Annotated in this window: 21 protein-coding genes and 1 tRNA gene; 14 read left to right on the top strand and 8 right to left on the bottom strand. The window is 68.9% G+C overall.

The window, feature by feature from the left end; genetic code table 11:
- Positions 1 to 3: 3 nt before the first annotated feature.
- The 4 genes from CVV76_RS02595 to CVV76_RS02580 all read right to left on the bottom strand — a co-directional run bounded on the left by CVV76_RS02595 (position 4) and on the right by CVV76_RS02580 (position 2,959).
- The gene (locus CVV76_RS02595; RefSeq protein ID WP_102223409.1) at positions 4 to 558 is read right to left on the bottom strand and encodes a GNAT family N-acetyltransferase; all 555 of its coding nucleotides are present in this window, start codon (positions 556 to 558) and stop codon (positions 4 to 6) included.
- A 247-nt stretch (positions 559 to 805) separates the two neighbouring features.
- On the bottom strand, positions 806 to 1,075 hold the full coding sequence (gene rpmA, locus CVV76_RS02590) for a 50S ribosomal protein L27 (protein ID WP_102223070.1): 270 nt from the start codon (positions 1,073 to 1,075) through the stop codon (positions 806 to 808).
- A 12-nt stretch (positions 1,076 to 1,087) separates the two neighbouring features.
- Complete coding sequence (locus CVV76_RS02585; protein WP_102223069.1) at positions 1,088 to 1,756, bottom strand: 50S ribosomal protein L21; 669 nt, start codon at positions 1,754 to 1,756, stop codon at positions 1,088 to 1,090.
- 258 nt (positions 1,757 to 2,014) lie between these two features.
- On the bottom strand, positions 2,015 to 2,959 hold the full coding sequence (locus tag CVV76_RS02580; protein WP_102223068.1) for a DUF2059 domain-containing protein: 945 nt from the start codon (positions 2,957 to 2,959) through the stop codon (positions 2,015 to 2,017).
- A 495-nt stretch (positions 2,960 to 3,454) separates the two neighbouring features.
- On the opposite strand from CVV76_RS02580, the gene CVV76_RS02575 reads away from it, so the two are divergent.
- A tRNA-Ser gene (locus tag CVV76_RS02575) sits at positions 3,455 to 3,544 on the top strand.
- A 474-nt stretch (positions 3,545 to 4,018) separates the two neighbouring features.
- Here CVV76_RS02575 and CVV76_RS02570 read toward each other — a convergent pair.
- Positions 4,019 to 4,513, bottom strand: a complete 495-nt coding sequence (locus tag CVV76_RS02570; RefSeq protein ID WP_146010234.1) for a hypothetical protein — start codon at positions 4,511 to 4,513, stop codon at positions 4,019 to 4,021.
- Positions 4,514 to 5,430: 917 nt separating this feature from the next.
- Here CVV76_RS02570 and CVV76_RS02565 point away from each other — a divergent pair.
- Positions 5,431 to 6,345: a LysR family transcriptional regulator gene (locus tag CVV76_RS02565; protein WP_102223066.1), complete on the top strand. Its 915-nt coding sequence runs from the start codon at positions 5,431 to 5,433 to the stop codon at positions 6,343 to 6,345.
- 990 nt (positions 6,346 to 7,335) lie between these two features.
- Positions 7,336 to 8,238: a LysR family transcriptional regulator gene (locus CVV76_RS02560; RefSeq protein WP_102223065.1), complete on the top strand. Its 903-nt coding sequence runs from the start codon at positions 7,336 to 7,338 to the stop codon at positions 8,236 to 8,238.
- Between the two features lie 9 nt (positions 8,239 to 8,247).
- On the opposite strand, the gene CVV76_RS02555 is transcribed toward CVV76_RS02560, so the two are convergent.
- Positions 8,248 to 8,904, bottom strand: a complete 657-nt coding sequence (locus CVV76_RS02555) for an aspartate/glutamate racemase family protein (protein ID WP_102223064.1) — start codon at positions 8,902 to 8,904, stop codon at positions 8,248 to 8,250.
- A complete protein-coding gene (locus CVV76_RS02550) occupies positions 8,901 to 9,869 on the bottom strand; it encodes a polysaccharide deacetylase family protein (RefSeq protein WP_102223408.1) in 969 nt (322 codons plus the stop codon). Before CVV76_RS02550 ends, CVV76_RS02555 begins: the two co-directional genes overlap by 4 nt.
- A 101-nt stretch (positions 9,870 to 9,970) precedes the next feature.
- Here CVV76_RS02550 and CVV76_RS25570 point away from each other — a divergent pair, with 101 nt between their 5' ends.
- Positions 9,971 to 11,023: an FCD domain-containing protein gene (locus CVV76_RS25570; protein WP_102223063.1), complete on the top strand. Its 1,053-nt coding sequence runs from the start codon at positions 9,971 to 9,973 to the stop codon at positions 11,021 to 11,023.
- 50 nt (positions 11,024 to 11,073) lie between these two features.
- Here the strand turns inward: CVV76_RS25570 and CVV76_RS02540 are convergent, their stop codons facing one another.
- Positions 11,074 to 12,438 carry an MFS transporter gene (locus CVV76_RS02540; protein WP_158243085.1) on the bottom strand — a complete coding sequence of 455 codons (1,365 nt, stop codon included), beginning with the start codon at positions 12,436 to 12,438 and terminating at the stop codon, positions 11,074 to 11,076.
- Between the two features lie 457 nt (positions 12,439 to 12,895).
- Between CVV76_RS02540 and cobA the strand changes: the two genes are divergently transcribed.
- The 10 genes from cobA (at position 12,896) to CVV76_RS02490 (ending at position 23,438) form a co-directional block, all read left to right on the top strand.
- A complete protein-coding gene (gene cobA / locus CVV76_RS02535) occupies positions 12,896 to 13,837 on the top strand; it encodes a uroporphyrinogen-III C-methyltransferase (RefSeq protein ID WP_233192687.1) in 942 nt (313 codons plus the stop codon).
- A 521-nt stretch (positions 13,838 to 14,358) separates the two neighbouring features.
- Positions 14,359 to 16,824: a nitrite reductase large subunit NirB gene (gene nirB, locus CVV76_RS02530; protein WP_269844475.1), complete on the top strand. Its 2,466-nt coding sequence runs from the start codon at positions 14,359 to 14,361 to the stop codon at positions 16,822 to 16,824.
- Complete coding sequence (gene nirD, locus CVV76_RS02525) at positions 16,821 to 17,165, top strand: nitrite reductase small subunit NirD (protein ID WP_102223060.1); 345 nt, start codon at positions 16,821 to 16,823, stop codon at positions 17,163 to 17,165. Before nirB ends, nirD begins: the two co-directional genes overlap by 4 nt.
- A 36-nt stretch (positions 17,166 to 17,201) precedes the next feature.
- Complete coding sequence (locus CVV76_RS02520) at positions 17,202 to 18,053, top strand: formate/nitrite transporter family protein (RefSeq protein WP_102223059.1); 852 nt, start codon at positions 17,202 to 17,204, stop codon at positions 18,051 to 18,053.
- A 61-nt stretch (positions 18,054 to 18,114) separates the two neighbouring features.
- Complete coding sequence (locus CVV76_RS02515) at positions 18,115 to 19,845, top strand: bifunctional protein-serine/threonine kinase/phosphatase (RefSeq protein WP_102223058.1); 1,731 nt, start codon at positions 18,115 to 18,117, stop codon at positions 19,843 to 19,845.
- 18 nt (positions 19,846 to 19,863) lie between these two features.
- A complete protein-coding gene (gene cynS / locus CVV76_RS02510) occupies positions 19,864 to 20,331 on the top strand; it encodes a cyanase (protein WP_102223057.1) in 468 nt (155 codons plus the stop codon).
- A 162-nt stretch (positions 20,332 to 20,493) separates the two neighbouring features.
- A complete protein-coding gene (nthA, locus tag CVV76_RS02505; protein ID WP_102223056.1) occupies positions 20,494 to 21,117 on the top strand; it encodes a nitrile hydratase subunit alpha in 624 nt (207 codons plus the stop codon).
- Complete coding sequence (nthB, locus tag CVV76_RS02500; protein WP_102223055.1) at positions 21,114 to 21,854, top strand: nitrile hydratase subunit beta; 741 nt, start codon at positions 21,114 to 21,116, stop codon at positions 21,852 to 21,854. The genes nthA and nthB overlap by 4 nt, the downstream gene beginning before the upstream one ends.
- The gene (locus tag CVV76_RS02495) at positions 21,851 to 22,195 is read left to right on the top strand and encodes a nitrile hydratase accessory protein (RefSeq protein ID WP_102223054.1); all 345 of its coding nucleotides are present in this window, start codon (positions 21,851 to 21,853) and stop codon (positions 22,193 to 22,195) included. The genes nthB and CVV76_RS02495 overlap by 4 nt, the downstream gene beginning before the upstream one ends.
- 169 nt (positions 22,196 to 22,364) lie before the next feature.
- Positions 22,365 to 23,438: a methylglyoxal synthase gene (locus CVV76_RS02490; RefSeq protein ID WP_102223053.1), complete on the top strand. Its 1,074-nt coding sequence runs from the start codon at positions 22,365 to 22,367 to the stop codon at positions 23,436 to 23,438.
- Position 23,439: the final 1 nt, after the last annotated feature.

Raw genomic sequence — 23,439 nt, 5'->3', positions numbered from 1 at the left:
GCTTTACGCCATCTTCCTAAGGTAGGTCCAGGTCGGCACCCGGGCATCGCGCGCCACGGAATAGCTTTCTGCCGCGCCAATGTAATCGAAGCCGCAGTTGGTCAGCACCTTGGCCGAGGTCGGATTGTCCTGGAACACCTCGGCAAAGATCGTGCGGGCGCCACGCGGGTTCGCCTCGATCAGCGCCTTCACCGCCTCGGAGGCGAAACCGGTGTTCCAGAACGCCGGCGCCACCCAATAGCTGATCTCGGACTGGTCGCCCCCCATCCGCCGCAGCGCCACGGCGCCCAGCACCTCGGCCAGGCCGTGGGCGGAGCCGTCGATGACCCAGACATCTTCATCCGTGGCCGGGTTCATCGCGCGTTCGACGTAAGCCTCCGTCGCCCCGGGCGGCAGCGGATGCGGGATCGAGCGTGTCCCCTCGGCCACCCGCCGGTCGGCGGTGTAAAGTGCGATCAGCCCTACGTCAGAGCGGCGCACGGGGCGCAGGTCGACGCGTTCGGACACGATCACCGCGCGCGAGGGGTCGTCGCCCGCTGCCGCCTGCCGGCGCTGCATCAGGGTCAGCCCCCCGCGGCGATCCTCGTCGCCGGTGCCGGCCCAGGCCAGGTCGTCGCGCAGCCGCGGGGCGGCGGGAAGGCCCGCATCCCCGGACCCGGCGGACAATGCCGTGCGCCGTGCCTTCTGCACGTCGGACTCGTCCCGACGCGTATCCTCCACTCCGTCCATTCGATCCTCCCCCAAACGCGAAGGGACCGGCCTTTCAGCCGATCCCCCCGTTACCATGCCAGTATGAAGGTCCGGTTTACTCGGCTGCCTCCGCACGCGGAAGCACCGAGATGAAGGTGCGGCCCTTGAGGCCCTTGCGGAACGTCACATCGCCTTCGACAGTCGCGAAGATGGTGTGGTCGCGGCCCATGCCGACGCCCTCGCCCGGCCACCACTTGGTGCCGCGCTGACGCACGATGATGTTGCCCGGCTCGGCGGCCTGGCCACCGTAGAGCTTCACGCCAAGGCGGCGGCCAGCGGAGTCGCGGCCGTTGCGCGAGGAGCCGCCTGCTTTTTTGTGTGCCATGGTCTGATCTCCTTACTTCGAGAGCTCTTTGGCCTGGTCGACCCAGCCTTCACGCTCGATCCGGCCGTGGAACGACAGCTTGTCGTCGAATTCGGCGATGTCCGCCTCGGTCCAGGACGCGATCTGCGCGAAGGTCGTGACGCCGGCCTCGTGCAGTTTCTTCTCGAGCGCCGGGCCAACGCCCGACAGCTTCTTCAGGTCGTCCGCGCCTTCGGCGGCCTTGGCCGGCTTTTCGGCCTTGGCGGCGGCAGGCTTCGCGGCCTTCTTGGCGGCCGGTTTCGCAGCCGGGGCCGCGCCTTCCGAACCATGGGCCGAACGGCGGGCTTCCGCAGTGCCGGTGGCCAGCGCCACGCCCGAGGTGTCCGCGCCCGAGGCGAGGATGTCGGTCACGCGCAGAAGCGTCAGCTGCTGGCGGTGGCCCTTGGTGCGCTGCGAGCTGTGCTTGCGGCGGCGCTTGACGTAATGGATGACCTTGTCGGCCTTGATCTGGTCGATCACCTCGGCCTGAACCGCGGCACCGGCCACGAAGGGCGCGCCGACGGCCGGGGCGTCGCCGCCGATCATCAGAATCTCGTTGAACTGGACTTTGTCGCCAGCGTTGGCCGCAAGTTTCTCAACGCGCAGAACGTCACCCGCCTGCACCTTGTATTGCTTGCCGCCCGTCTTGAGGACCGCGAACATGGGTCTTTCCTTCTCTCATCCCGCGTCCTGCGGCCCCCTCTTTCGAGGGCGTTCCGGCCGGTTTCCCGGCGCCTTCGGACAGCGCGCCCCTCGTCGGGGGCCGTATTGCAAAAGCCCGGAAAGTGGCAAGCACCATCCGGGATGGCGGCTTATCGGGAATCGCGGGGGAAAAGTCAAGCCTTGCAACCACTCCCCCGCCTGGTCCGTCCCCGCGGCGGCGGTGGCCGCGTTAGACCGCCCCGTCAGGCCCCCGGGGGCCTAGAGGTTCTCGCTTCCCAGCATGCCCGCCGCCGCAAGGCCCAGATCGTGCGAGATGTGGTTGAACATCACGTCGAACGACGCGAACAGCGCGCGGTTGAGCGACTTGCCCGCCGGGCTTTGCGAAAATTCGATGTAACGGTGCAGTTCATCGTCGCTGAGTGGCGCGTAGGCGGTGGCAAGGAACGGATAGAGCCAGCCGCGGGTCTCGCGCCGCACCTCTTCCTGCTGGTGCGCCACCTCGGCAAGGATCTGGTCGCGGTCGAAGTCGAGCCCGGGGGCGTGACCGTCGGCCAACCCGGTGTAGAAGGCGAAATTGGCGTTAAGCGCACCTGCGACGTTCGCCTCCACCAGCCCGTTCGCCTCGGCGAACCGGCGCAGCAGCGCAAGCCGCGGATCCTTGTGCGCGGCCATCGCCTTAAGCCGCGCCTCGGCCTCCGCCTCGACATCCGGGTCCAGCAGGGCCCGCCGCGCCGAGATCTCCAGCCCCACGATTCGCCGCCCCAGGGGCGAAGTCAGGAAGACCAGCGCCGCGTGGCGGTCGCGGTCAGACATCCGCGGCCCGAAAGCGCCTTCGAACAGCTCTGTCATCCGGCGCGGGTCGTAGATCCGGCGCACCGTCGCCTGCCAGGCCGGGCCGTCATCGCCCGGAAACAGCTGATCGGCCAGCGCCTTGCCGTAATCCACCCCCTCGTCACGCATCACCTCCAGAAGATCGGGAAGCCTGAGCGCGGCATAGAGGCGGGCCTCCTGGCGCTGCTGCAGCGTGGTCCCCGCGTGAGAACGCGGCCGGGCCGGATCGTTCGCCGCCTGCCGGCCAACCCCGGCCGTCCCGCCGGGCGCCGTTTGCTGCGGCGGCACCGTCTGGGCCATGACCGGCCAGCCGACCGCCGTGGCGATCGATCCCATCACGAGGGGCAGGAGAACGGCAATCCGGGGCAGCATGGGCGGTAACGGGACCTGTTGTTGCGGGGTCTTTGCGAGCAATCGGAAGTGCGTTGGGCGGGTCGGTACATACGCCCGATCTGGGGGCCGCCGGGCGGTTTTTCAATCGCCGCCCCTTCGGGGCCGCCGCGTCCGAAGCGTGCCGGACCGCCGCAAGACGGCCGGACGTGCCGGAGCGCCGCTCTCCTACGCCCGGAGCCGGGCGATTCCCAGAGCCCGCGCGAAAGGCCCGCAGTTTCGGCGGATACGCGCCCGAACGGCCCGCCCGACCCGCGACACACCGCCGAACGGCTCCGCCGCCCCCTGCCACGCGGGCGGCCCAGCCACACCCGGAAAGGCAACGGCGCCCTCGTTGCCGCCCCGGAAAGCCGCCCACGAAACATCCCCCGCGGCCCGCCAAGCACCCTCCCCGCCCCAGCATGATTTTTTTCCTGCGAGGGGGGCTTGCGTCGGCCGGACGCTCCGGCTACATCCCCCTCCGTCGACTAGGCAAGCGGAGAGGTGCCGGAGCGGTCGAACGGGGCGGTCTCGAAAACCGTTGTGGGTTTGCGCCCACCCAGGGTTCGAATCCCTGTCTCTCCGCCACTTGCCTTAGGGAACCACCCGAAACGACAAGAGTAATTGGAAATCTCCAGTCGCTTGCCCCCACAAAATCCCCCACCTTCAACGGGACTGAGCCGGATGATTGGCGGTCAAGTCGTGTTGGAAGTATCGGCGTCGTTGCCGCTTGTCAGAGCGTAACGAGCTTAGGGGTAATCTTAGGGTATGCCCGCCGTGTCGACCTCCAGGCGCGCGCGCGAGATGCCGAAACGGCGATGCCTTTCTGCCCTCTCCGCGCGCATCATGGCCTGAATACAGCACAGGCCCGGCCCTTCTGCCCATGCCGCGCCTGCTCGGTCTCTGCGTCCAACAAACCGGGGCAGCCAGCGCCCTTTCTTATAGACGTAAAAGCCTCATGCGGCCTCGGCTGTCTTGATTACCTGCCAGACCTAACACCGCATTACGCGCGTATCGTATAAGAAAGCTCGGCAGAGCAGGCGGCGCTGTGGCGGCGTGCACCTAGATGCGAGTGTTGAGAAAGAGCCTAGCATCGCCCGCGGGCATGGCGATTTCCATCGCTGCGTATAGTGCGGGCAGGATAGACCCGTCGGCTCTTGGGTCGGCAATCGCCGCGTCATAATCAACTATCCGAACCGGGCCGATGGCACTCCAAAATTGGAGGATTGCTTCAGTGTCGAAATACCAGTCGCCAAGGATATTATCAGTATCCTTTCCGTAGCTCTGACGCCCCTCGGGATCCCAGCGACGCAGGTAATCAGCCCAGCTTTCGCGCCAGTCCCCGCCGCTACGCAGGCACAGGACGGGGATTACCTTGATCTCCTGCTTAGCGAAAAGCCCCTCGATTTTGCGCCGCTCGCCAGGGTCGCGGGCGAAGGAGAAGGCTTCGGCGCTGATCACGAATTTCCGAGCACCCGGAGTGCACAGGAAGCGACGCATCTCGGCCACCGACTTCGAATAGGCAAGGAAGCCCGGGGGCTTGGCCAGCTTCGACATACGTGCCTGCGTCCTCAGCGAGGGGCGAAGCACAGAATTGGCAAGTGTGAAGTTGTTGGGAGCCGGATGGCCGCCCCGTCCAGTTTCGACGTAGACTGCGACGCCCTCGGCCAAGAGCGCAGGCCGCGCCGCCATCAGGCTCGCCTGGAACGAGGTCGTCCCTGTTTTATGCGTTCCAATGTGAAGAAAGAGCTGCCTCATATTATTGTCTGTCTACCCCCAACCCTGTTTTGAGTAAAGGTTAGCAGAGGCCGGACGCACAAACTAGGCTCGCGGGGAAGGTGGTTATCCCGGAAATTGAACTTGTGTGGCAGCAAATGCCGCGCGAGTTACGCTGGCCTATTTCTGAAATCATCTGGCTGGCCGCAAAATTCTTTCCACAACCGGACGCGACCTTGCAATGGTCCAGAAGCGGTCATCCATCTCCATATCGTCCATTATACGCAGCCTCGCCCGAGTGATGCCCGCACTACGCAAACAATTAACCCGCCTTTTTTATAGACGGGAATTCATCACCCGCCTTGCGGCAGATTACTTCGGAATATGGGGGAAGAACTCGCGGGCCTTGGGCTTCCCGCTTAGTATCATGTCCCCTGCAACCGGCGTCTCTTGCACTCGGGTCGACAACTGTACCTTGGTCGCGCCAGAAGAATGCGTGCCCGGGCATGGAGGCGAGATCCCCTGACAAGGCGGCCGCTCAGCGCACACTGCCAACGCGGAATCCCCAGCTGGCGGGCCTCGAGGCGGCGACATTCCGAAACCGAATAATGCCCGCGCCCGCCGCAATGCCCTCCCCGCGGATGATCCCGCCAGATGGGCGAGGCTGATCGGCTAGATCGAAAACCCCAGCGCCTAGCCTTGCCGTCGCGCCGCCGGGCGATATTTCAGAACTGAATTTCGATGGCGGGGGCGACCGGGTGAACGGGAAACGCGATCTGAGGCGCCTCGACCTCAATCTTCTCGTCATATTCGAGGCGATCCTCAAGGCGGGCTCCATCAGCCGGGCGGCCAACAACCTGGGCATGAGCCAGCCGACGGTCAGCAACGCGCTGGCCCGGCTGCGGCTGCAATACAACGACCGCCTGTTCATCCGCAGCGACGGCGGGGTCAGGCCGACGCCGCTTGCGCTGTCGCTGGCGGGGCCGGTGACGCAGGCGCTGAACGCGCTGCGCAACGGCATGATGATCGGCGCCGATTTCGACATTGCCACCGCCAACCGCCACTTCCGGCTGGAGCTGCACGATTTCTCCATCCCCTCGATCCTGCCGCCGCTGCTGGGCCTTCTCAACCAGCCGGAATCGAGCTGTCGGCTGGAGGTGGTGACCCCCGACTGGGGCGCCCCCTATCAGCGGCTGATCAACGGCGAGGTGGACATCCTGCTAGACGTCTTCCCGCAAGAGATCCCGGGCCTCGTGTTCGAACCGCTGGCCGAGGTCACCCCGGTCTGCATCGTGCGCGAGGGCCACCCGACGATCGGCCCGGCGATCAGCCTCGAACAGTTCAACGCCTCGGGCCATGTCGTCCTCGACCAGCCGTACCAGGCGCGCTACCAGATGGGGAACATGCTGATGGCTGCCGGGGCGACGCGGCGCGAGGTCTGCATCGTGCCGAATGCCGCCGACCTGGCCGCGACTGTCGCCGTAACCGACCTCGTCGCCACCGTCCCGGAACGCTATGCCCAGATCATCGCGCCGATCAACCGGCTGCGGGTAATGCCAACGCCCTTCGCAATTCCGGATATAAAGCTGTTCCTGTGCTGGCCGGAGGAGAACGCGGAAGAACCTGGCCTGCGCTGGCTACGCGACACGATCCGAAACGTGTTCTCCGCCTGATCGGCGGGACGTGCCTTCCCCAGCGAGAGGGGGCGCAACGCGCCGGGCCAACGGGGGACGCAGACCCGGCGCGCGCCCCATCCTGGGGAAATCTCCCCCGGACGGGATTCGAATACCGTTCAGACCCCCGCCCGGACGGCAGCCCTGATGGTGGCCCGCAGAGGGGGCCTTCAGGCGCGGCCCCACCGGGAGGCGCGCGCGCCGATACACGGCCAGCGGCGCAGGGCCGCCGGGGAGTGCGGCGGGGTCTGGGACGCGGAGTGAGGGCGGAAACAGGCGGTCACCTCGCTCGTCGAAGAACGCGCACTCACGCCACCGATACCTGGCCCGGCGACCGCCACACTCATCACGGTACACATTGTGGCCACACCCCGGGCCGGATCGTTCCTCCCGGCCGGGGGCCCAGGCCTGTGGGCCAGCGGAACGCGGAAGCGCAGCGGCCCCGCGGCAAAACAGGGCAGGCCCGCGGTCCCGTCCGGCCGGCGCACCCCGACGCTCTCAACCTTCCTGACCATGCGTGCCTGCCCTGCCCCGTTCTTGCCTGTCTAACCGGCGGCCGCCCCGCACCGGGATGCCACCGCGCCTTCTGTCCCCCTCCGCCGCCGTGCGATGACGCCGGAACAGGATGCCCCCTTGTGCGACAAAATGAAGGTGTTTCAATGGCCTATATATGAATGGGGGATATTCATATTCTGAATGAAGCCAGCCTAATCGCCTGCGCCTCCGGCCACCGCTGCCCCCGTTCTGACGCATCGACCCCTTGGATTTCAATGGGGAGGACCAATTGCGCGGGCCAACCGGCACTGCGAACGACCCCGCGCTGAACGACGGAAGCCCGGAGGGCCTGTGAACCAGATTGTTGCCTGCACAAGAACAATCGGGGCCCGTTTCCTCTGACGACCTTCCGGCGCCTGGGCTCGCAGGTTGCATCCACCGCAAGGCAGTCAGGCGTCGCTTGCACCCGGCGCCGCCTCAAGGCAGGCTTCCGCCATGTCCGGGATCGACCTTAACCTTCTGCGTGCGCTGGATGCGATGCTTGCCACCGGCAGCGTCACCGACGCCGCACGGCGCCTCGGGCTCAGCACGTCGGCGATGAGCCGCACATTGACGCGCCTGCGGGTGGCTGTGGGCGACCCGCTTCTGGTGCGGGCCGGGCGGGGGCTGGTACCGACGCCCCGCGCCATCGCGCTCCGCGACCGGCTGCCGGGGCTCCTGGCCGAGGCCGAGGGTCTACTGGCCCCGCAGGAGGCCGCGGTCGACCTCGCCACGCTGGACCGGACCTTCACCCTGCGCGCGAACGAGGGGTTTTCAAGCCTGTTCGCCGCGCCGCTGCTGCTGGCCCTGCTGGAGGCCGCGCCCCGGGTCCGGCTGCGCCTTGCGCCCAAACCCGAAAAGGACGCGCGCCCCCTGCGCGATGGCGATGCCGACCTCGAGATCGGCGTGCTGGGGGATTTTGCGCCCGAGGTCCGCACCCGCAACCTGTTCCGCGACCGCTTCATCGGGGCCGTGCGGCCGGATCACCCGCTGCTCGCGGCCCCGGTGACGCCGGAAAGCTATGCCGCCTGCCGCCATGTCGTCGCCTCGCGCCGGGGCAGCATGCTCGGCCCGGTCGATGACGCCCTCGACAGGCTGGGGCTGGCCCGCCATGTCGTGGCGGTCGTGCCCGGCTTTCCCGACGCGCTGGAGATCGCTCGCCAGACCGACCTTGTCGCGCAGGTGCCGCGCTCCTGCCTGAGGGACGACCTCGTGGCCGTGCCCCTGCCGGTAGAGGTACCCGGCATCGCGATCTCGGCCATGTGGCACCCAAGGCTCGAGGCGGACCCGGGCCACCGGTGGTTCCGCGAGACGGTGATCGCCACGGTCCGCCGCGTCGCCGCCGCCGGATCGGGGTGACGGCGGGGCTCAGGCCCCCGGCAGGCCCATCGCCAGAAGTTGCCGAACCTCGTCCAGCGCCGCAGCGAAACCGTCGACAAACACCACCCCCGGGCGCGCGGGGCACGGCAGGCCGGCGAGGGTGGCGCCGCCCAGAACGATCGTTTCAGCCCCCGCCGCCACGGCCCCCTCGACCGCCCGCTCCAGCCGCCGCCGCGTGCCCTCCGGGTCCGCCAGCGCATCGAGGCCGGTGCCGTCGAGCGTGAAGACCCCGGCAAGACGACCGCCCAGCCCCGCGACCGCGGCGCGCTCCTCCAGCATCGGGCGCCAGGCCGCGCCCAGCGTCAGGATCGCGAAACGCCCCGAACGCCGGGCCGCTGCCCGCATCGCCGCCTCGGCCATGCCGACCACCGGGGCGGCGGAAAGTTCGCGCAGCGCCTCGAGCCCCGGGTCGCCGAAACAGCCCAGGAGCACGGCCGAGAACCGCCCCGGGCTTTCGGCCATCGCCACCACCCCCGCAAGCGCCCCCACCGCATAGGACAGGCGCGAGGCGATCACGGGCGCGCCGAACCCCGCGGTGCGCCCCACCACCTCGACCCCGGCAGGCAGCGCCGCGCGCGCCCCGGCGACAAGGCGATCGGTCAGCGCCACGGTGGTGTTCGGATTGACGATCAGGAGGCGTGTCACCCGCGGCCTCCGGCCTCTGCCCCCTGAACATCGCCAAGCGGCCCTGCCCCGAACCTGCCAAGCCAGTGCCGGGCGATCTCGTCCCGCCGGGCGATCCAGGCGCCCCCCTTCTGCGCGATATGGGCCAGTGCCGTCTCAAGCCCCGCGATGCGGCCCGGGCGACCGATCATCCGCAGATGCAGCCCGATCGACATCATCCGCGGCACCTCGCCCCCCTCGCGCCAGAGTTGGTCATAGGCCGCGATCAGGTAGTCGGCAAAATCCCGCCCCTGCACGAAACGCTGCCCGGCCTGGTGAAAGTGCATGTCGTTGGTGTCGAAGCTGTAGGGCAGCACGACGTGCCGTCGCCCGCCGACCTGCACGAGGAGGGGAAGGTCGTCGTTGTAGGCGTCGCTGTCGTAGAGAAAGCCGCCATGTTCGACCAGAAGTGCCCGCGTGTTCTGCGACGCGGCCGATCGGGTGTGCCAACCGACCGGCGCCACCCCCGTCACCCGCGCGATGGTCGCCGCGGTGCGGGCGATCGCCGCGCGTTCCGTGGCCGGGTCCATCCCGGCGTGGCGCTCCCATCGCCAACCGTGGCACGACACCTCATGTCCCCGCGCCACCGCGTCGCGCGCAAGCCAGGGCGACCGCTCCACCGCCAGGCCGCAGGCACTCAGCGTCGCGGGGGCACCGAAGGCATCGAGGCAGCGCATCACCCGCCAGTAGCCGGCGCGGGTGCCGTATTCGTAATGGCTGTCCTGGCAGGGGTCGGGCAGACCCTCGATCCGGTCGATCGCCTCATAGACCCCCTCGTTCGCCGCGTCACCGTCCGAAACCGCGCGCTCGGCTCCCTCTTCGAAATTCACCACGATCGAGACCGCGACCCGCGCCCTGCCCGGCCAGCGCGGATCGGGCGGCACCGCGCCATGGCCCAGGAAATCGCGGCGGGACGGGCCGGTTGCAGGGGGGATCGTGTCAGTCATCTTCTTCAGGCTCCGGTGAGTGGGATCGGCGGGCAGCAGGCTTGTCCGGTCGGGCATCGGCCTGTAACGTGAGAGCAGAGAGTATTACCGGCAGCATCCTGATGAGCGATCCCGACCGCCGCGCCTGGATCGAGATGTACAAGGCCACCGGCAACACCGGGAAGGTCTGCGCGCATTTCGGCATCTCCCGCCAGACCCTGCGCAAGTGGGTCCGGCGCTATGAGGAACAGGGCACGGCCGGGCTGACGGAACCGAGCCGCCGGCCCCGCACCTCGCCCAACCGCAAGGTCTTTGCCCGCGAGGAGGCGCTGATCCTCGCCCTGCGGCGCGAGCGGCGGCTGGGCGCGCAGAAGATCCGGGCGGAGCTTGCCCGGCAGGGTATCTCGCTGTCCACGCACACGATTCTGAAGGTCTTGCGCCGCGCGGGAGAGCCGGCGCTGGCGGGCCGCGCCCCCCTGACGCCGCCCCGGGCGGCCGCTCCGGCAGCCCTTGCCCCCCGAAACGGAACGGCCGCCATGCCGGCCCCGGAAAGCGACGCGGTGGCCGAGACGCTGCGCACCATGATCGTCGGCGGACAGGTCGCCCCCGGTGCCAAGCTGAACGAGAGCGAGCTCAGCCGCCGCCTCAACGTCGGCCGGGCGGTGGTGCGCGCGGCGCTGCAAAGTCTTGCGCCGGACGGTCTCGTGGTGTTCCAGAAGAACCGCGGCGCCTTTGTCAACAATCCCTCGATCCGCGAGATCCAGCAGGCCTATGCCGCGCGCCGTCTGATCGAACGCGCCATCGTGACCGACATCTGCGCCCACTGCACCGCCCACGACGTTCGCGTGCTGCGCCGCCATGTCGAGAAGCAGCGCGCCGCCGACCGCGCGGGCGACCGGGGGGCGCTGGTGGGGCTGCTGACCGATTTCCACACCCTGATCGCCTCGTTGGGCGAGAACCGCGCGCTCGAGGGCTTCGTGCGCGGTCTCGCGATGAAGACCTCGCTTGCGGTGCTGCTCTTCGATCACGTCGGCTCCTCCTGCGCGATCGAGGAACATGCCCATCTGATCGACCTGATCGCCGCCGGCGAGTCCGAGGCCGCCTGCACCCTGCTCGATGCGCATCTCGGCTCCAGCCTCGACCGGCTGGAGGGCGAGACGCAGCCGATCGCCTGACCGGCCGCGCCGCCTTGCGGGGTCTTCGTCATCGCCGCGTCAATGCCACGTCAATGCGAGACCCGGGCGAGATCCTGCCCCGGCTTGATCGACCGCGCGCCCATGAGGCAGCCCGCAGCGATCAGCGCGGCCACCGCGCCCGAGGCGGCGGCGAGGCTGGCGCTGGCGCCAGCGCTCAGCGCCGCGCCGTAGATCAGCGGCCCGAAGATCCCGCCGACCGGCCCCGCCACGTTGATATAGGCCGCGCCGGAGCCCCGCACCCGGGTCGGGAAGCTTTCGCCGACATAGGCGAAGAACGGCGCCGCCGCCCCTTGCGCGAAGAACAGGACCAGCGCGTAGAAGGCCACCACCGCGGCAAAGCCCTGCGCCACGAACAGCAGCGCCAGCGTGCAGGCCGCCGCGCAGATCTCGGCGATCACCACCGTCTCGCGCCGCCCGATCCGATCGCCTAGCCAGCCGAAGAAGACGTAGCCCAGAAGCGCCACGCCATTGCCGATGAACACCGTCCAGAGCGCGCTCGTCAGGTCGATCCCCTTGGCCTGCGACAGCACCGAGGTGGCGAGGATGGTCATCTGCGAATCCGCGATGATCTTGAAGAAGAAGGTGGCCCCCAGCGCGATCGACTGCCGCCGGAGCGCCGGCGCGAAAAGCGGCGCGTAGGTGTTGCGGCGGGTGCCGTGCTCGAACTCGATCTGCCACTCGTGCGAAAGCGCCTCGGCCTCGGTGCGCCGGCCCGCGCGGCTGAGGCGGCGCAGGTGGGCGAGCTTCACGTAGAACGGACTTTCGCGCAGGAACATCCGCAGCACCAGCATCACCACCAGCGGAAACGCCGCGACGAGGAAGACCCCGCGCCAGCCGATCGCCGGCAGCATCACCCCCGCGACGCCCGCCGACAGCATCACCCCCAGCGGCCAGCCCGCCTGGACGATGCCGTAGAGCAGGCCCTTGCCGCGCGCCTGGAACACCTCGTTCAGATAGGCCGCGTTGACCGCCTGTTCCGACATCCCGAAGCCCGACAGCGCGCGCACGAGGATGAGTGACACAGGCCCCATGACCAGCGCCGAAAGCGCCGAGGAGATCGCCGCCCCGCCGGTCGTCGCGACCAGCGCAAAGCGCCGTCCGGCAAGGTCGATCATCGGCCCCACCGCAAGCGCCACGACCAGCGACGACAGCCCCACCAGCGTCGCCACGAAGGAGGCGGTCGCATCGGTCCAGCCAAAGCTTTTCTGGATCACCGGCAGCAGGTTGCCGAAGGTGATCAGGTCGTAGACCGCGAAGGTCCAGGCCACCAGCGCCACCACCGCGGTATAGCGCACCTCACCGCGGGTGAACGGCCGGAGGTCTTCGGCGTTGGCCGAGACCTGCCCGTCAGGGGGCGGCGTCTCGCCGGTCAGTGTCGTCGTCACGCTCGACATGGCTTTGGCTCCTTCCGGGTCTGTTACATCCATGTCAGCACTCTATGTGGCCTATTTTGCGGACAATATGAAATCCTGTCATCAACACCCCTCGCAGGCCGTTTTCACCGATATTGTGCCGCGATTCCGCGCCATTATCGGCTGCAAGCGCTAAAATCTCGGCAGGCAGCCTGATGAATGTGTAAATAGTCTTCATAGACTACCGACACGACCGAGGCGGCCGGCGCGACGGCTTGGGCCGCGTTCCCGGGGATCCCGCGCGCCGACGCGCCGGCGAAAGATTCGGGCCTCGGAATGATTTTATTGCCGCGTGGCGCCGGGGTGAGGTAACCTTTCAGAGGCGACAACGGCGTCGCTGATTCCCCGATACTGGGCAAATGGGCAAGGCTGCTCGACTTCGCGTGACATAGGTCACGGCGACGTCGGTGGCCTTTTTCGCGTTGCAAGGAGATGCATCATGAAGGCTTTCACGATGGCCCCGCGTCCGGAGGGACAGCGCGCGGCGCCACACGCAGGGGCAAAGGCACCTGCCCTACCGCCCGGGGTCATGGCCGGGGTGTCCGGGCTCCTGCGCCGCGTGCGGGCCGGGCTGGCGGCGCCCGTGGTGCGGCGTGCCCTCCGCGTCGTGCCGGGCGCGCGGCCGGCGACCCGGCGGCAGGGTCACATCGCCCTTGTCGGCGCGGGCCCCGGCACGCGCGACCTGCTGACACTGCGCGCGGTGCAACGGCTGCAGGAGGCCGATATCGTCCTCTACGACCGGCTGGTCGATCCCGAGGTCCTGAAGCTTGCCCCACGCGGGGCCGAAACGCTCTATGTCGGCAAGGAGGTCGGCGCCTGTGCCTGGCCGCAGGCCCGCATCGACCGCCTGATCGTCGAGGAAGCCCGCCGTGGCCGACGGGTCGTACGGCTGAAATCGGGCGATCCTTCGGTCTTCGGCCGCGCCTGCGAAGAGATCGCCGCCGCGCGCGCCGCGGGAATCGAGGTGGAGATCGTGCCCGGGATCACCGCCGCCTCTGCCGCCGCCGCCGCCATGGTGTGCCCGCTGACCGAACGCGGCGAGACCGACACCTTCGTCCTGACGACCGGCACCTGCCGCCCGGGCGACGCCGCCCCGGATCGCGCGTTGCTGGCCCGTCCGGGTACCACCATCGCCTTCTACATGGCGGTGGAAAAGGCCGCACGGGTGCAGAACGACCTGCTGGCCGCGGGTGCGCCCGCGGATTGCCCTGTCGACATCGTGGCCTCGGTCGCCACCAACCGGGAAACCCATGTCGCGACCACGCTCGACCAGCTCTCGCGGACGGTGCGCGACCGCGGCATCGCAAGCCCCGCGGTCCTGATGGTGCGCTATCCCAAGTCGCTGGCCGCCACCGCCGCCCGTGATTGCCACGCCGCATGATGCGCCCTGCGCGGCGGCCACCCGTGGGGAATAGATCCGTCAAGGTCGCGGACTTTCTCCGCCTCCCCCATCTGGACCTCCCCACTTAGGCCTCCCCCTCGGGCGGGGATCACCACGGCGTGATTCGACCCTGCGTGACGGGGCGGGGCGCCGCGCCTGCCCGCAACGAACAGACGCTCAACCACTCGGCACACCCCCGGATTGCAGACGCCCACTGCACATTTGATGCGCGTTTTCCCTCTGGCAGACGCAAAACTCCCGGCGCTTCACAAAAAAGTATTGCCGCGGAAAAACCCGCCACGGTAACGAAGGATTAACCGAGGCAAACACCTCGACCAAGCCGCAACGGCGCGGCGTTTTCAGTCAAAGCGGCCCCTCGGGGCCAGGCAGCAACGGCGCTGCTCGACGTTCTGAAACTTCAGATCGCGGGACCGCCTGTGCCGTCGGCACATGCCCCTCCCTGACAGAAACCGCCGCGGCCCGGTCACCTCCCGGTCCCGCACGACAGACCGGAGGACGCCGTGTCCAGCCGACAGCCCGACCCCCAGAAGCTTGTGATCATCGGAAACGGCATGGCCCCCGGCCGCCTGCTTGAACACCTGTTCGAGGCGCGGGGCGCCTATGACGTCACCATCTTCAACGCCGAACCGCGGGTGAACTACGACCGCATCATGCTCTCGCCGGTCCTGTCGGGCGAGAAGAGCTTTGACGAGATCGTCATCCATGACGACGCCTGGTACGCGGATCGCGGCATCACCCTGCACCGCGGCGAAAAGGTCGTGGCGATCGACCGCGTGGCCAGGACGGTGACCTCGGAAAACGGCCTGACCGCGGCCTACGACAAGCTGGTGATCGCGACCGGCTCCACCCCCTTCATCATTCCGGTGCCCGGGCATGACCTTCCCGGCGTGCTGGCCTACCGCGATCTCGACGACGTCACCGCGATGCAGGCCGCCGCCACCCGTGGCGGACGCGCGGTGGTGATCGGCGGAGGCCTTCTGGGGCTGGAGGCCGCGGCGGGCCTCAAGGCGCAGGGCATGGAGGTGACGGTGCTGCACCTGATGCCCTCGCTGCTGGAACGTCAGCTCGACCCTGCCGCGGGCTACCTGCTGCAGAAAGAGCTTGAGCGGCGCGGGATCGAGATCCGCTGCGGCGCCGACACGCGCGAGATCCTGGGCGGCGATCGTGTCGAGGGCATCGCGCTCAAGGACGGCACGGTGATCGAGGCCTCGCTCGTCGTCATGGCCGTGGGGATCCGGCCCAACATCCGACTGGCGCGCGCGGCCGGCCTCGACCTCGGCCGCGGCATCGTCACTGACGCGCAGATGCGCACCTCGGACCCCGACATCCTGTCGGTCGGCGAATGCGCCGAGGTCGACGGCCGGGTCTACGGCCTCGTCGCCCCGCTCTACCAGATGGCGCGGGTGGCGGCGGCAACGCTGACGGGGGCCGAGGCCGCCTTTTGCCATGCCGAGACGCCAACCAAGCTCAAGGTCACGGGGATCAACCTTTATTCCGTGGGCGATTTCGGCGACGGCCCGGGGCGCGAGGATGTCGTGCTGCGCGACGCCGCGCGAGGCAGCTACCGCCGGGTGATCCTGCGCGACAACCGGGTGATCGGCGCCGTGCTCTACGGCGAGGTGGCTGACGGCGCCTGGTACAGCGAATTGCTGACATCGGGTGAGGACGTGTCGGCGATGCGCGACACGCTGATCTTCGGGCAGGCCCATCAGGGCGGAGGCGCGGCGGACCCGTTGTCCGCCGTCGCCAACCTGCCCGATGCGGCCGAGATCTGCGGCTGCAACGGCATCTGCAAGGGCGCCATCGTCGACGCCATCCGCGACAAGGGGCTGACTTCGCTCGGCGAGGTCCGCGCCCGGACCAAGGCCTCGGCCTCCTGCGGGTCCTGCTCGGGCCCCGTGGAATCGCTTCTCGCCCTGACCCTCGGCGACGGGTTCCGCAAGACCACCGAGGGGATGTGCGGCTGTACGCCCCTGGGCCATGGAGAGGTGCGCCGGCTGATCGTCGCCAACAGGCTGAAGTCGATTCCCGCGGTGATGCAGGAACTGGAATGGTCCACCGCGAACGGCTGCGCCAAGTGCCGGCCCGCGTTGAACTATTACCTGCTGGCCGAGTGGCCCGGCGATTATGTCGACGACCAGCAGAGCCGCTTCATCAACGAACGCGTGCACGCCAACATCCAGAAGGACGGCACCTATTCTGTGGTGCCGCGGATGTGGGGCGGGATGACCTCGGCGGCCGAGCTGCGCGCGATCGCCGACGTAGTGGACAAGTTCCAGATCCCCGACGTCAAGGTCACCGGCGGCCAGCGCATCGACCTTCTCGGCGTGCGCAAGGAGGATCTGCCCGCGGTCTGGTCCGACCTCAACGATGCGGGCCTCGTCTCGGGGCATGCCTATGCCAAGGGGCTGCGCACGGTGAAAACCTGCGTGGGATCCACCTGGTGCCGCTTCGGCACGCAGGATTCCACCGGCCTCGGCATTCGGCTGGAAAAGTTTCTCTGGGGATCGTGGACACCGGCGAAGGTGAAGCTGGCAGTCACCGGCTGCCCGCGCAACTGCGCCGAGGCGACCTGCAAGGACATCGGCGTGATCTGCGTCGAGAGCGGCTACCAGATCGTCTACGGCGGCGCGGCGGGCCTGCACATCCAGGGCACGACGGAACTTGGCACCGTCGCGACCGAGGACGAGGTGATCGAGATCGCGGCCGCCCTGACCCAGATGTACCGCGAGCAGGGTCATTACCTGGAACGGATCTACAGATGGGCCGAACGCGTGGGCCACGACACCATCCGCGCCGCGATCCTCGACGATGCCGTCAGCCGCCGCGCCTATCACGACCGCTTCGTCTTCTCGCAAAAGTTCTCGCAGACCGACCCGTGGTCGGAGCGCGTCTCGGGCGTCGACAAGCACGAGTTCAACCCCCTCGCCGTCTTCGGCAGGCAAGAGATGGAGCCCGCCGAATGAACGCCGTACCCACCCCCGCCAAGTTCGACTGGCGCCTCATCGGCACCGTCGACGACATCCCGATACAGGGCGCCCGCTGCGTCGAGGCCGGCGACACGAGGATCGCCGTGTTCCGCACCGCCACCGACGAGATCTTCGCGCTCGAAGACAGATGCCCCCACAAGAAGGGGCCGCTCAGCCAGGGGATCGTGCACGACGGCTGCGTCACCTGCCCCCTGCACAACTGGGTGATCTCGCTCTCCTCAGGCACGGCGCAGGGCGCCGACGAGGGCCGCACCGCAACCTTTCCCGTCCGGGTGACTGGGCGCGACGTCTACCTGAACCTGACGCCCGGCGCCTGATGCCTGGCCCTGCAAATCTCTGAAAGGACTACGAGAATGTCGTATGTGATGCCTAAGGAATTCGCGGCCAAGATGGTCGACGCCGGCGAATCCAAGATCTTCATGTCCACCAAGGACACCCTGATCCGCGCCTACATGGCCGGGGCGATCCTTGCGTTGGCCGCGGCCTTCGCGGTGACCATCGCGGTCAACACCGGCAACTTCCTGGTTGCGGCGCTGCTGTTCCCGGTCGGCTTCTGCATGCTCTACCTCATGGGCTTCGACCTGCTGACCGGCGTCTTCACCCTCGTGCCGCTGGCGGTCATCGCACGGCGCCCGGGATGCACCTGGGGCGGCATGTTGCGCAACTGGGGCCTCGTCTTCCTCGGCAATTTCGCAGGCGCCCTGACGGTCGCGCTGTTCATGGCGATCACGTTCACCATGGGGTTCACCGAGGCGCCCAATGCCGTCGGCGTCAAGATCGGCCATATCGGCGAGGCGCGCACGCTTGGCTATGCCGCGGCGGGCTTCGGCGGAATGCTGACCCTCTTCACCCGCGCCGTGATGTGCAACTGGATGGTCTCGACCGGTGTCGTCGCCGCGATGATGTCAAGCTCGGTCTCGGGCAAGATCATGGCGATGTGGATGCCGATCCTGGTGTTCTTCTACCTCGGGTTCGAGCATTCGGTCGTGAACATGTTCCTGTTCCCGAGCGGTATCATCCTGGGCGCCAATTTCACCTGGGGCGACTACTTCCTCTACAACGAGATCCCGACCGTTCTGGGCAATGTCGTGGGTGGCCTGACCTTCGTCGGCGGCATGATCTACATGACCCACTTCCGCGAGAGCCCCAAGCGTGGCGGCGCGCTTGCCCGCAACGATGACGCGGCCGGAATCGCGGCCGAGTGACCCGATCCCGCCGGAGGCCCCGCCGCGGCGGGGCCCCGCCCCGTTCGACGGAGCCCGCGCCATGCCTAGGGATGCCACCGCCCGAACCGGCCTTCAGGTCTCGATCGGCCAGCATTCCGAGGCCGGCGCCAAGCCCGAGAACCAGGATTTCCACGGCGCGCTGATCCCCGAGGGACCGGCACGCACCCTCAAGGGGGTCGCGCTGGCGGTGGCCGATGGCATCTCGTCCTCGCCGGTCAGCCGCGAGGCCGCCGAGACAGCGGTGAAGGCCCTTCTCACCGATTACTACGCCACCCCCGACGGCTGGACCGTGAAGACCGCCGCGACCCGGGTGATCGCGGCGACGAACGCCTGGCTCAACGCCCGCAACACCTCGGTCGCGGATGTGAACGCGGGGCATGTCTGCACCCTGACGGCGATGATCGTGAAGGGATGCGAGGGCCACATCCTTCACGTCGGCGACAGCCGGGTCAGCCGCCTGTCCGGGGCCAGCCTCGAGCCGCTGACGGACGACCACCGCGTCACCCTGTCTGCGGGCGAGAGCTATCTCGGCCGGGCGCTCGGCGCCGCGCGAGGGGTGGAAATCGACTATGCGAGGATCCGCCTCAGGGCCGGCGACATCTTTGCGCTGACCACCGACGGCGTGCACGACCACGTCACCGGGGCGGACCTGCGCGCAGCGCTGGCCGGGGGCGGCAGCCTCGACGATGCGGCGCGCGGTCTGGCGCAGGCCGCACGTGCCGCCGGCAGCACCGACAACCTCACCGTCCAGATCCTGCGCATCGACGCCCTGCCCGAGGCGGACACTGGCCCTGATGCCGAGGCCCCCGCCCTGCCCGTGCCTCCGCTGCCGAAGGCGGGCGAGATGATCGACGGCTTCCGCATCGCGCGCGCCCTGCACGCCACCGCGCGCAGCCACGTCTACCTTGCGACCGATCCCGCCGGCCGGCGCGTCGCGCTGAAGATTCCGACGGCGGAGATGGCGCAGGATGCCGACCACCTGCGCCGCTTCGGGATGGAGGAATGGGTCGCCCGCAGGGTCAGCTCCGCCCATGTCCTGCGCGCGGCCGGGACGGAGTTGCCGCGCAGCGCGCTCTACGTCGCGACCGAATTTGTCGAGGGCACCACCCTGCGCCAGTGGATGACCGATCACCCCGGGGCCGACCCAGACGCGGTGCGCGACCTCTGCGGCCAGATCGCCACCGGGCTGCGCGCCCTGCACCGGCGCGGCGTGGTGCATCAGGACATCCGCCCCGAGAATATCATGATCGACACGAACGGCGCCGCGAAGATCATCGACCTCGGCTCCGCCGCAGTGGCCGGGGTGGACGAGGCGATGCCGGGCCTCCTCGGCGATCTGCCCGGCACCTTCCAGTACACCGCGCCGGAATATTTCTCGGGCGACCCGGTAAGCTGGCGGTCGGATCAATACGCACTGGGTGTCATCGCCTACGAGATGCTGACCGGCCGCCTGCCCTACGGCGCCCGGGTCGCACGGATCCGCTCGCGCCGCGACCAGATGGGGCTGCGCTACCGGCCCGCGCGCGACGACGACACCGCGGTGCCCGAATGGATGGATCAGGCACTGCGCCGCGCCACCCATCCCGACCCGCTGCGCCGCTACGACGCGCTGTCGGAATTCGCGGCCGACATGAAGCGCCCCGGCGCCGGCTGGACCTCAACCCGTCACGTACCGCTGGCCGCGCGCAACCCGGTGCGGTTCTGGCAGGCGGTCTCCGCCATCCTCGCACTCGCCTGTCTCATCCTCGTCCGGCAATTGCTGGCCCATTGACCCAGAAGGGAGATCCCGATGAAAGACCTTGCCCTGAGCGAAGACCCGACCAAGGAAGACGTCACCGCCCTGATCCTTCAGGCGAAGAAACGCGCCGGGCTGAGCTGGGAAGAGCTCGCGGCCAAGATCGGCATGTCGCCGGTCTGGACCCATTCGGCCTGCATGGGCATGAATGCCTTCCCGGCCGAGAAGGCGGCAGCCCTCGTCTCGGTGCTGGCGCTGCCGCCCGAGGCCGCCCCGGTACTCGAGGAAAGCCCTACCAAGATCTGGAGCCAGACCGTCCCGACCGATCCCTGCATCTACCGCCTCTACGAAGTGGTCGGCGTCTACGGACCGACGATCAAGGCGCTGATCCACGAGAAATTCGGCGACGGCATCATGTCCGCCATCGATTTCGACATGACGGTCGAGCGGGTGCCCAACCCCAAGGGCGACCGCGTGAAGATAGAGATGTCGGGCAAGTACCTCGCCTTCAACGCCTGGTAGCCCCGCGCCGCGCAGAAACCGGGCACTTGGACCCGCGCGGCTCCGGATGACCTTGGCGGCGACATAGGGGGCGAGCCTGGGGAGGCGCAGGCCGCGCAGCTTCGCCCCCGGTCCCACGCTGATCGCGGTGGACACCGCCACGGCGCGGGGCCATCCTGCGGCATGCCACACGATTCTCATGACCACGATCACGGCGCCCACGCCCTGCTGCCGCCCGACCCGGCGCTGCGGGTCCGCGCGCTGGAAACGCTGCTTGCGCGAAAGGGCTTTGTCGATCCCGCCGCGATGGATGCCATCCTCGACTTCTACGAGAACAGGATCGGCCCCCGCATCGGCGCGACCGTCGTCGCCCGTGCCTGGACCGACCCGGACTTCCGCGCCGCGCTACGCGAGGACAGCACCGCCGCACTGGCCGCCGAGGGGCTGCTCGGGCGGCAGGGCGAACACATGGTGGTGGTCGAGAACACCCCCGAGGTGCACAACGTCGTCGTCTGCACGCTCTGCTCCTGCTACCCGTGGCCGCTGCTGGGCATCCCGCCCAGCTGGTATAAGTCCGACGCCTACCGCGCCCGCGTCGTGCGCGAGCCGCGCAAGGTGCTTTCGGAATTCGGCCTGACCCTGCCCGAGGCGCAATCGGTCCGGGTCTGGGATTCTACCGCCGAGATCCGCTACCTCGTGCTGCCGATGCGCCCCGAGGGCACCGAAGGGCTCGGGGCGGAGGCGCTGGCCGACTGGGTCACACGCAACGCGATGATCGGCACCGGCCTGCCGGAGCGTCCGCAATGACCCGGGTCCACGACATGGGCGGACGCTATGGCGACGGCGCCGTCGATCCGGCGCCCGACGAGCCGATGTTCCACGCCCCCTGGCACCGCCGCGCGATGGCGCTGACGCTGGCCGCCGGTGCCATCGGCCGCTGGAACATCGACGCCATGCGTCACGCGCGCGAGGCGGTCGCGCCACAGGATTACGCACGCTTCAGCTATTACGAGAAATGGCTGGCAGGCGTCGCCGACATGGCCGTGGGCCGCGGCATGGTCACCCGCGCCGAACTCGCCGCCGCCGGAGACGCCGCAATCGGAGACCAAGCCGGGGGCGAGGCTGGGGGCGAGGCGGGCACCGCCCCCCCGGAATTCGGCCCCGCCGATCCCCGCGCGCTGCGCCCCGCCGATGTCGAGACAATCCTGCGCCGCGGCAGCCCGAGCACGCGGCCCGGTGCCGCCCCCACCTTTACCCCGGGCGACCGGGTGCGCACCCGCCTTCCCGCGCGCAACCTTGCCGTCGACGGCGGCCACACCCGCCTGCCCGCCTATGCCGCGGGCCATCTCGGGCGCGTCCTGCGCCACCACGGCGCCCATGTCCTGCCAGACTCGAACGCGCATTTCCTTGGCGAAGCGCCGGAACCGCTCTACGCCGTCGCCTTCGACGCGGCCGAGATCTGGGGCAGCGCCGAACGCGCCGGCGACGAGGTCGTGCTCGACCTCTGGGAAAGCTATCTCGTGCCTGCGGAGCACTCCGAATGACCGGCGCCGACACCGGCATCGCCACCGATCCGCTGGCCGCCACCCGGTTCGAAGAACCCTGGCACGCCCAGGTCTTCGCGCTGACCGTCGCGCTCTCCGAGGCCGGGCGCTTCACCTGGCCCGAGTGGACCGAAGCCTTTGGCGCCACGCTTGCGCGCCACGGCAAGGATCGCGCCCTCGATGGCGGCGAAGATTACTTTCACGCCTGGCTCGAAACCCTCGAAGCCCTCCTCGCCCGCCTTGGCCTGGCCGAGCCCGCGGTCGTCGAGGCCCTGCGCGACGCGTGGGAGGCCGCCTACCTCGCCACGCCCCATGGTCAGCCCGTACACCTGAAAGACTGACCGCCCGAAAGACTGACCCGTCCCGCCCCCCATCCTTCTCCCGGAAATACGCCACTGCGGTCACCGGGGGGGGCAGCGCCACCCGCAGCACGCATCGCCTCCCGCCCCTTGACATCCCGGCCGATCCCGGCCCCCATCGGCACAGCCGCCGACCGACGGGGGGGAGACAATGGCCTTCGATTTCATCCTGATGCTGACAGCCTCGGACCGCACCATCCCGGATGCGGCGCGACGTCTCGACGAGGCGCTGGAGGGCGGGGTGCGCCACATAGGGTTCAAGGACGTGGGCCTTCCCTTCGACGAGCTGCGCGGCCTTGCCGACCGGATCCGCGCCGCGGGAGGGCGCTCCTATCTCGAGGTCGTCAGCCTCGATGCGGAAAGCGAACTTGCCTCGGCCCGCGCCGCAGTGGACCTGGATGTCGATTGCCTGCTGGGGGGCACGCGGGCGGACGAGGTGACGGCGATCACCTGCGACCACCCCCTGCGCTACTACCCGTTCCCGGGCCGCATCACCGGCCATCCCAGCGTGCTGGAGGGGCCCGCGGAAGACATCGTCGCCTCGGCCCGCAGGCTGGCGGCGCTGGAACATGTGCACGGGCTCGACCTGCTGGCCTATCGCTTCGCGGGTGACGTGCCGGGGCTGATGGCAGCGGTCTGCGCGGCCATCGACAAGCCGGTGATCATGGCCGGCAGCATCGACGGCGCCGGACGGGTGCGCGCCTCGGCCGAGGCCGGCGCCGCCGGGTTCACCGTGGGCACCGCCGCCCTGGCCGGCGCCTTCCCGGCCGAGGAGACGGGCTTTGCCGGGCAGGTCCGCGCGATCCTCGACATCACCGCCGAGGCGCGCAGGCTGTCCACCGCCCCGCGCCGGGTGGCGCTGGTCGCGCATGACGAACGCAAGTCGCAGCTGCGCGCCTGGGTGCTGCGCCATCAGAAGGCGCTCAAGGGTCAGCGGATCATCTGTACCGGGGGCACCGGGGCGATGGTCAAGGCGGCGGTGCCCGGGCTTCAGGTCCGCCGCCTTCAACGCGGCGCCCGGGGTGGCGACCAGCAGCTGGGCGCGCTGATCGCCACCGGAGAGCTTGACGCCGTCGTCTTCTTCGCCGACCCCTCGGCCCCGCATGGCAGCGATGTCGACCTGCAGGCGCTGACCCGGCTGGCGGTGATGCACGACACACCGATCGCCTTCAGCCCCTCGGCCGCCGACACGCTGGCCGCGGGGCTGTTCCGGGCGGGTGACTGAG

The organism is Acidimangrovimonas sediminis, from assembly GCF_002871005.1.
In the GTDB taxonomy this organism is placed as follows: Bacteria; Pseudomonadota; Alphaproteobacteria; order Rhodobacterales; family Rhodobacteraceae; genus Acidimangrovimonas; species Acidimangrovimonas sediminis.
The sequence above is the reverse complement of the archived record's forward strand: the minus strand, read 5'-3'. Positions and strand labels throughout refer to the sequence as shown.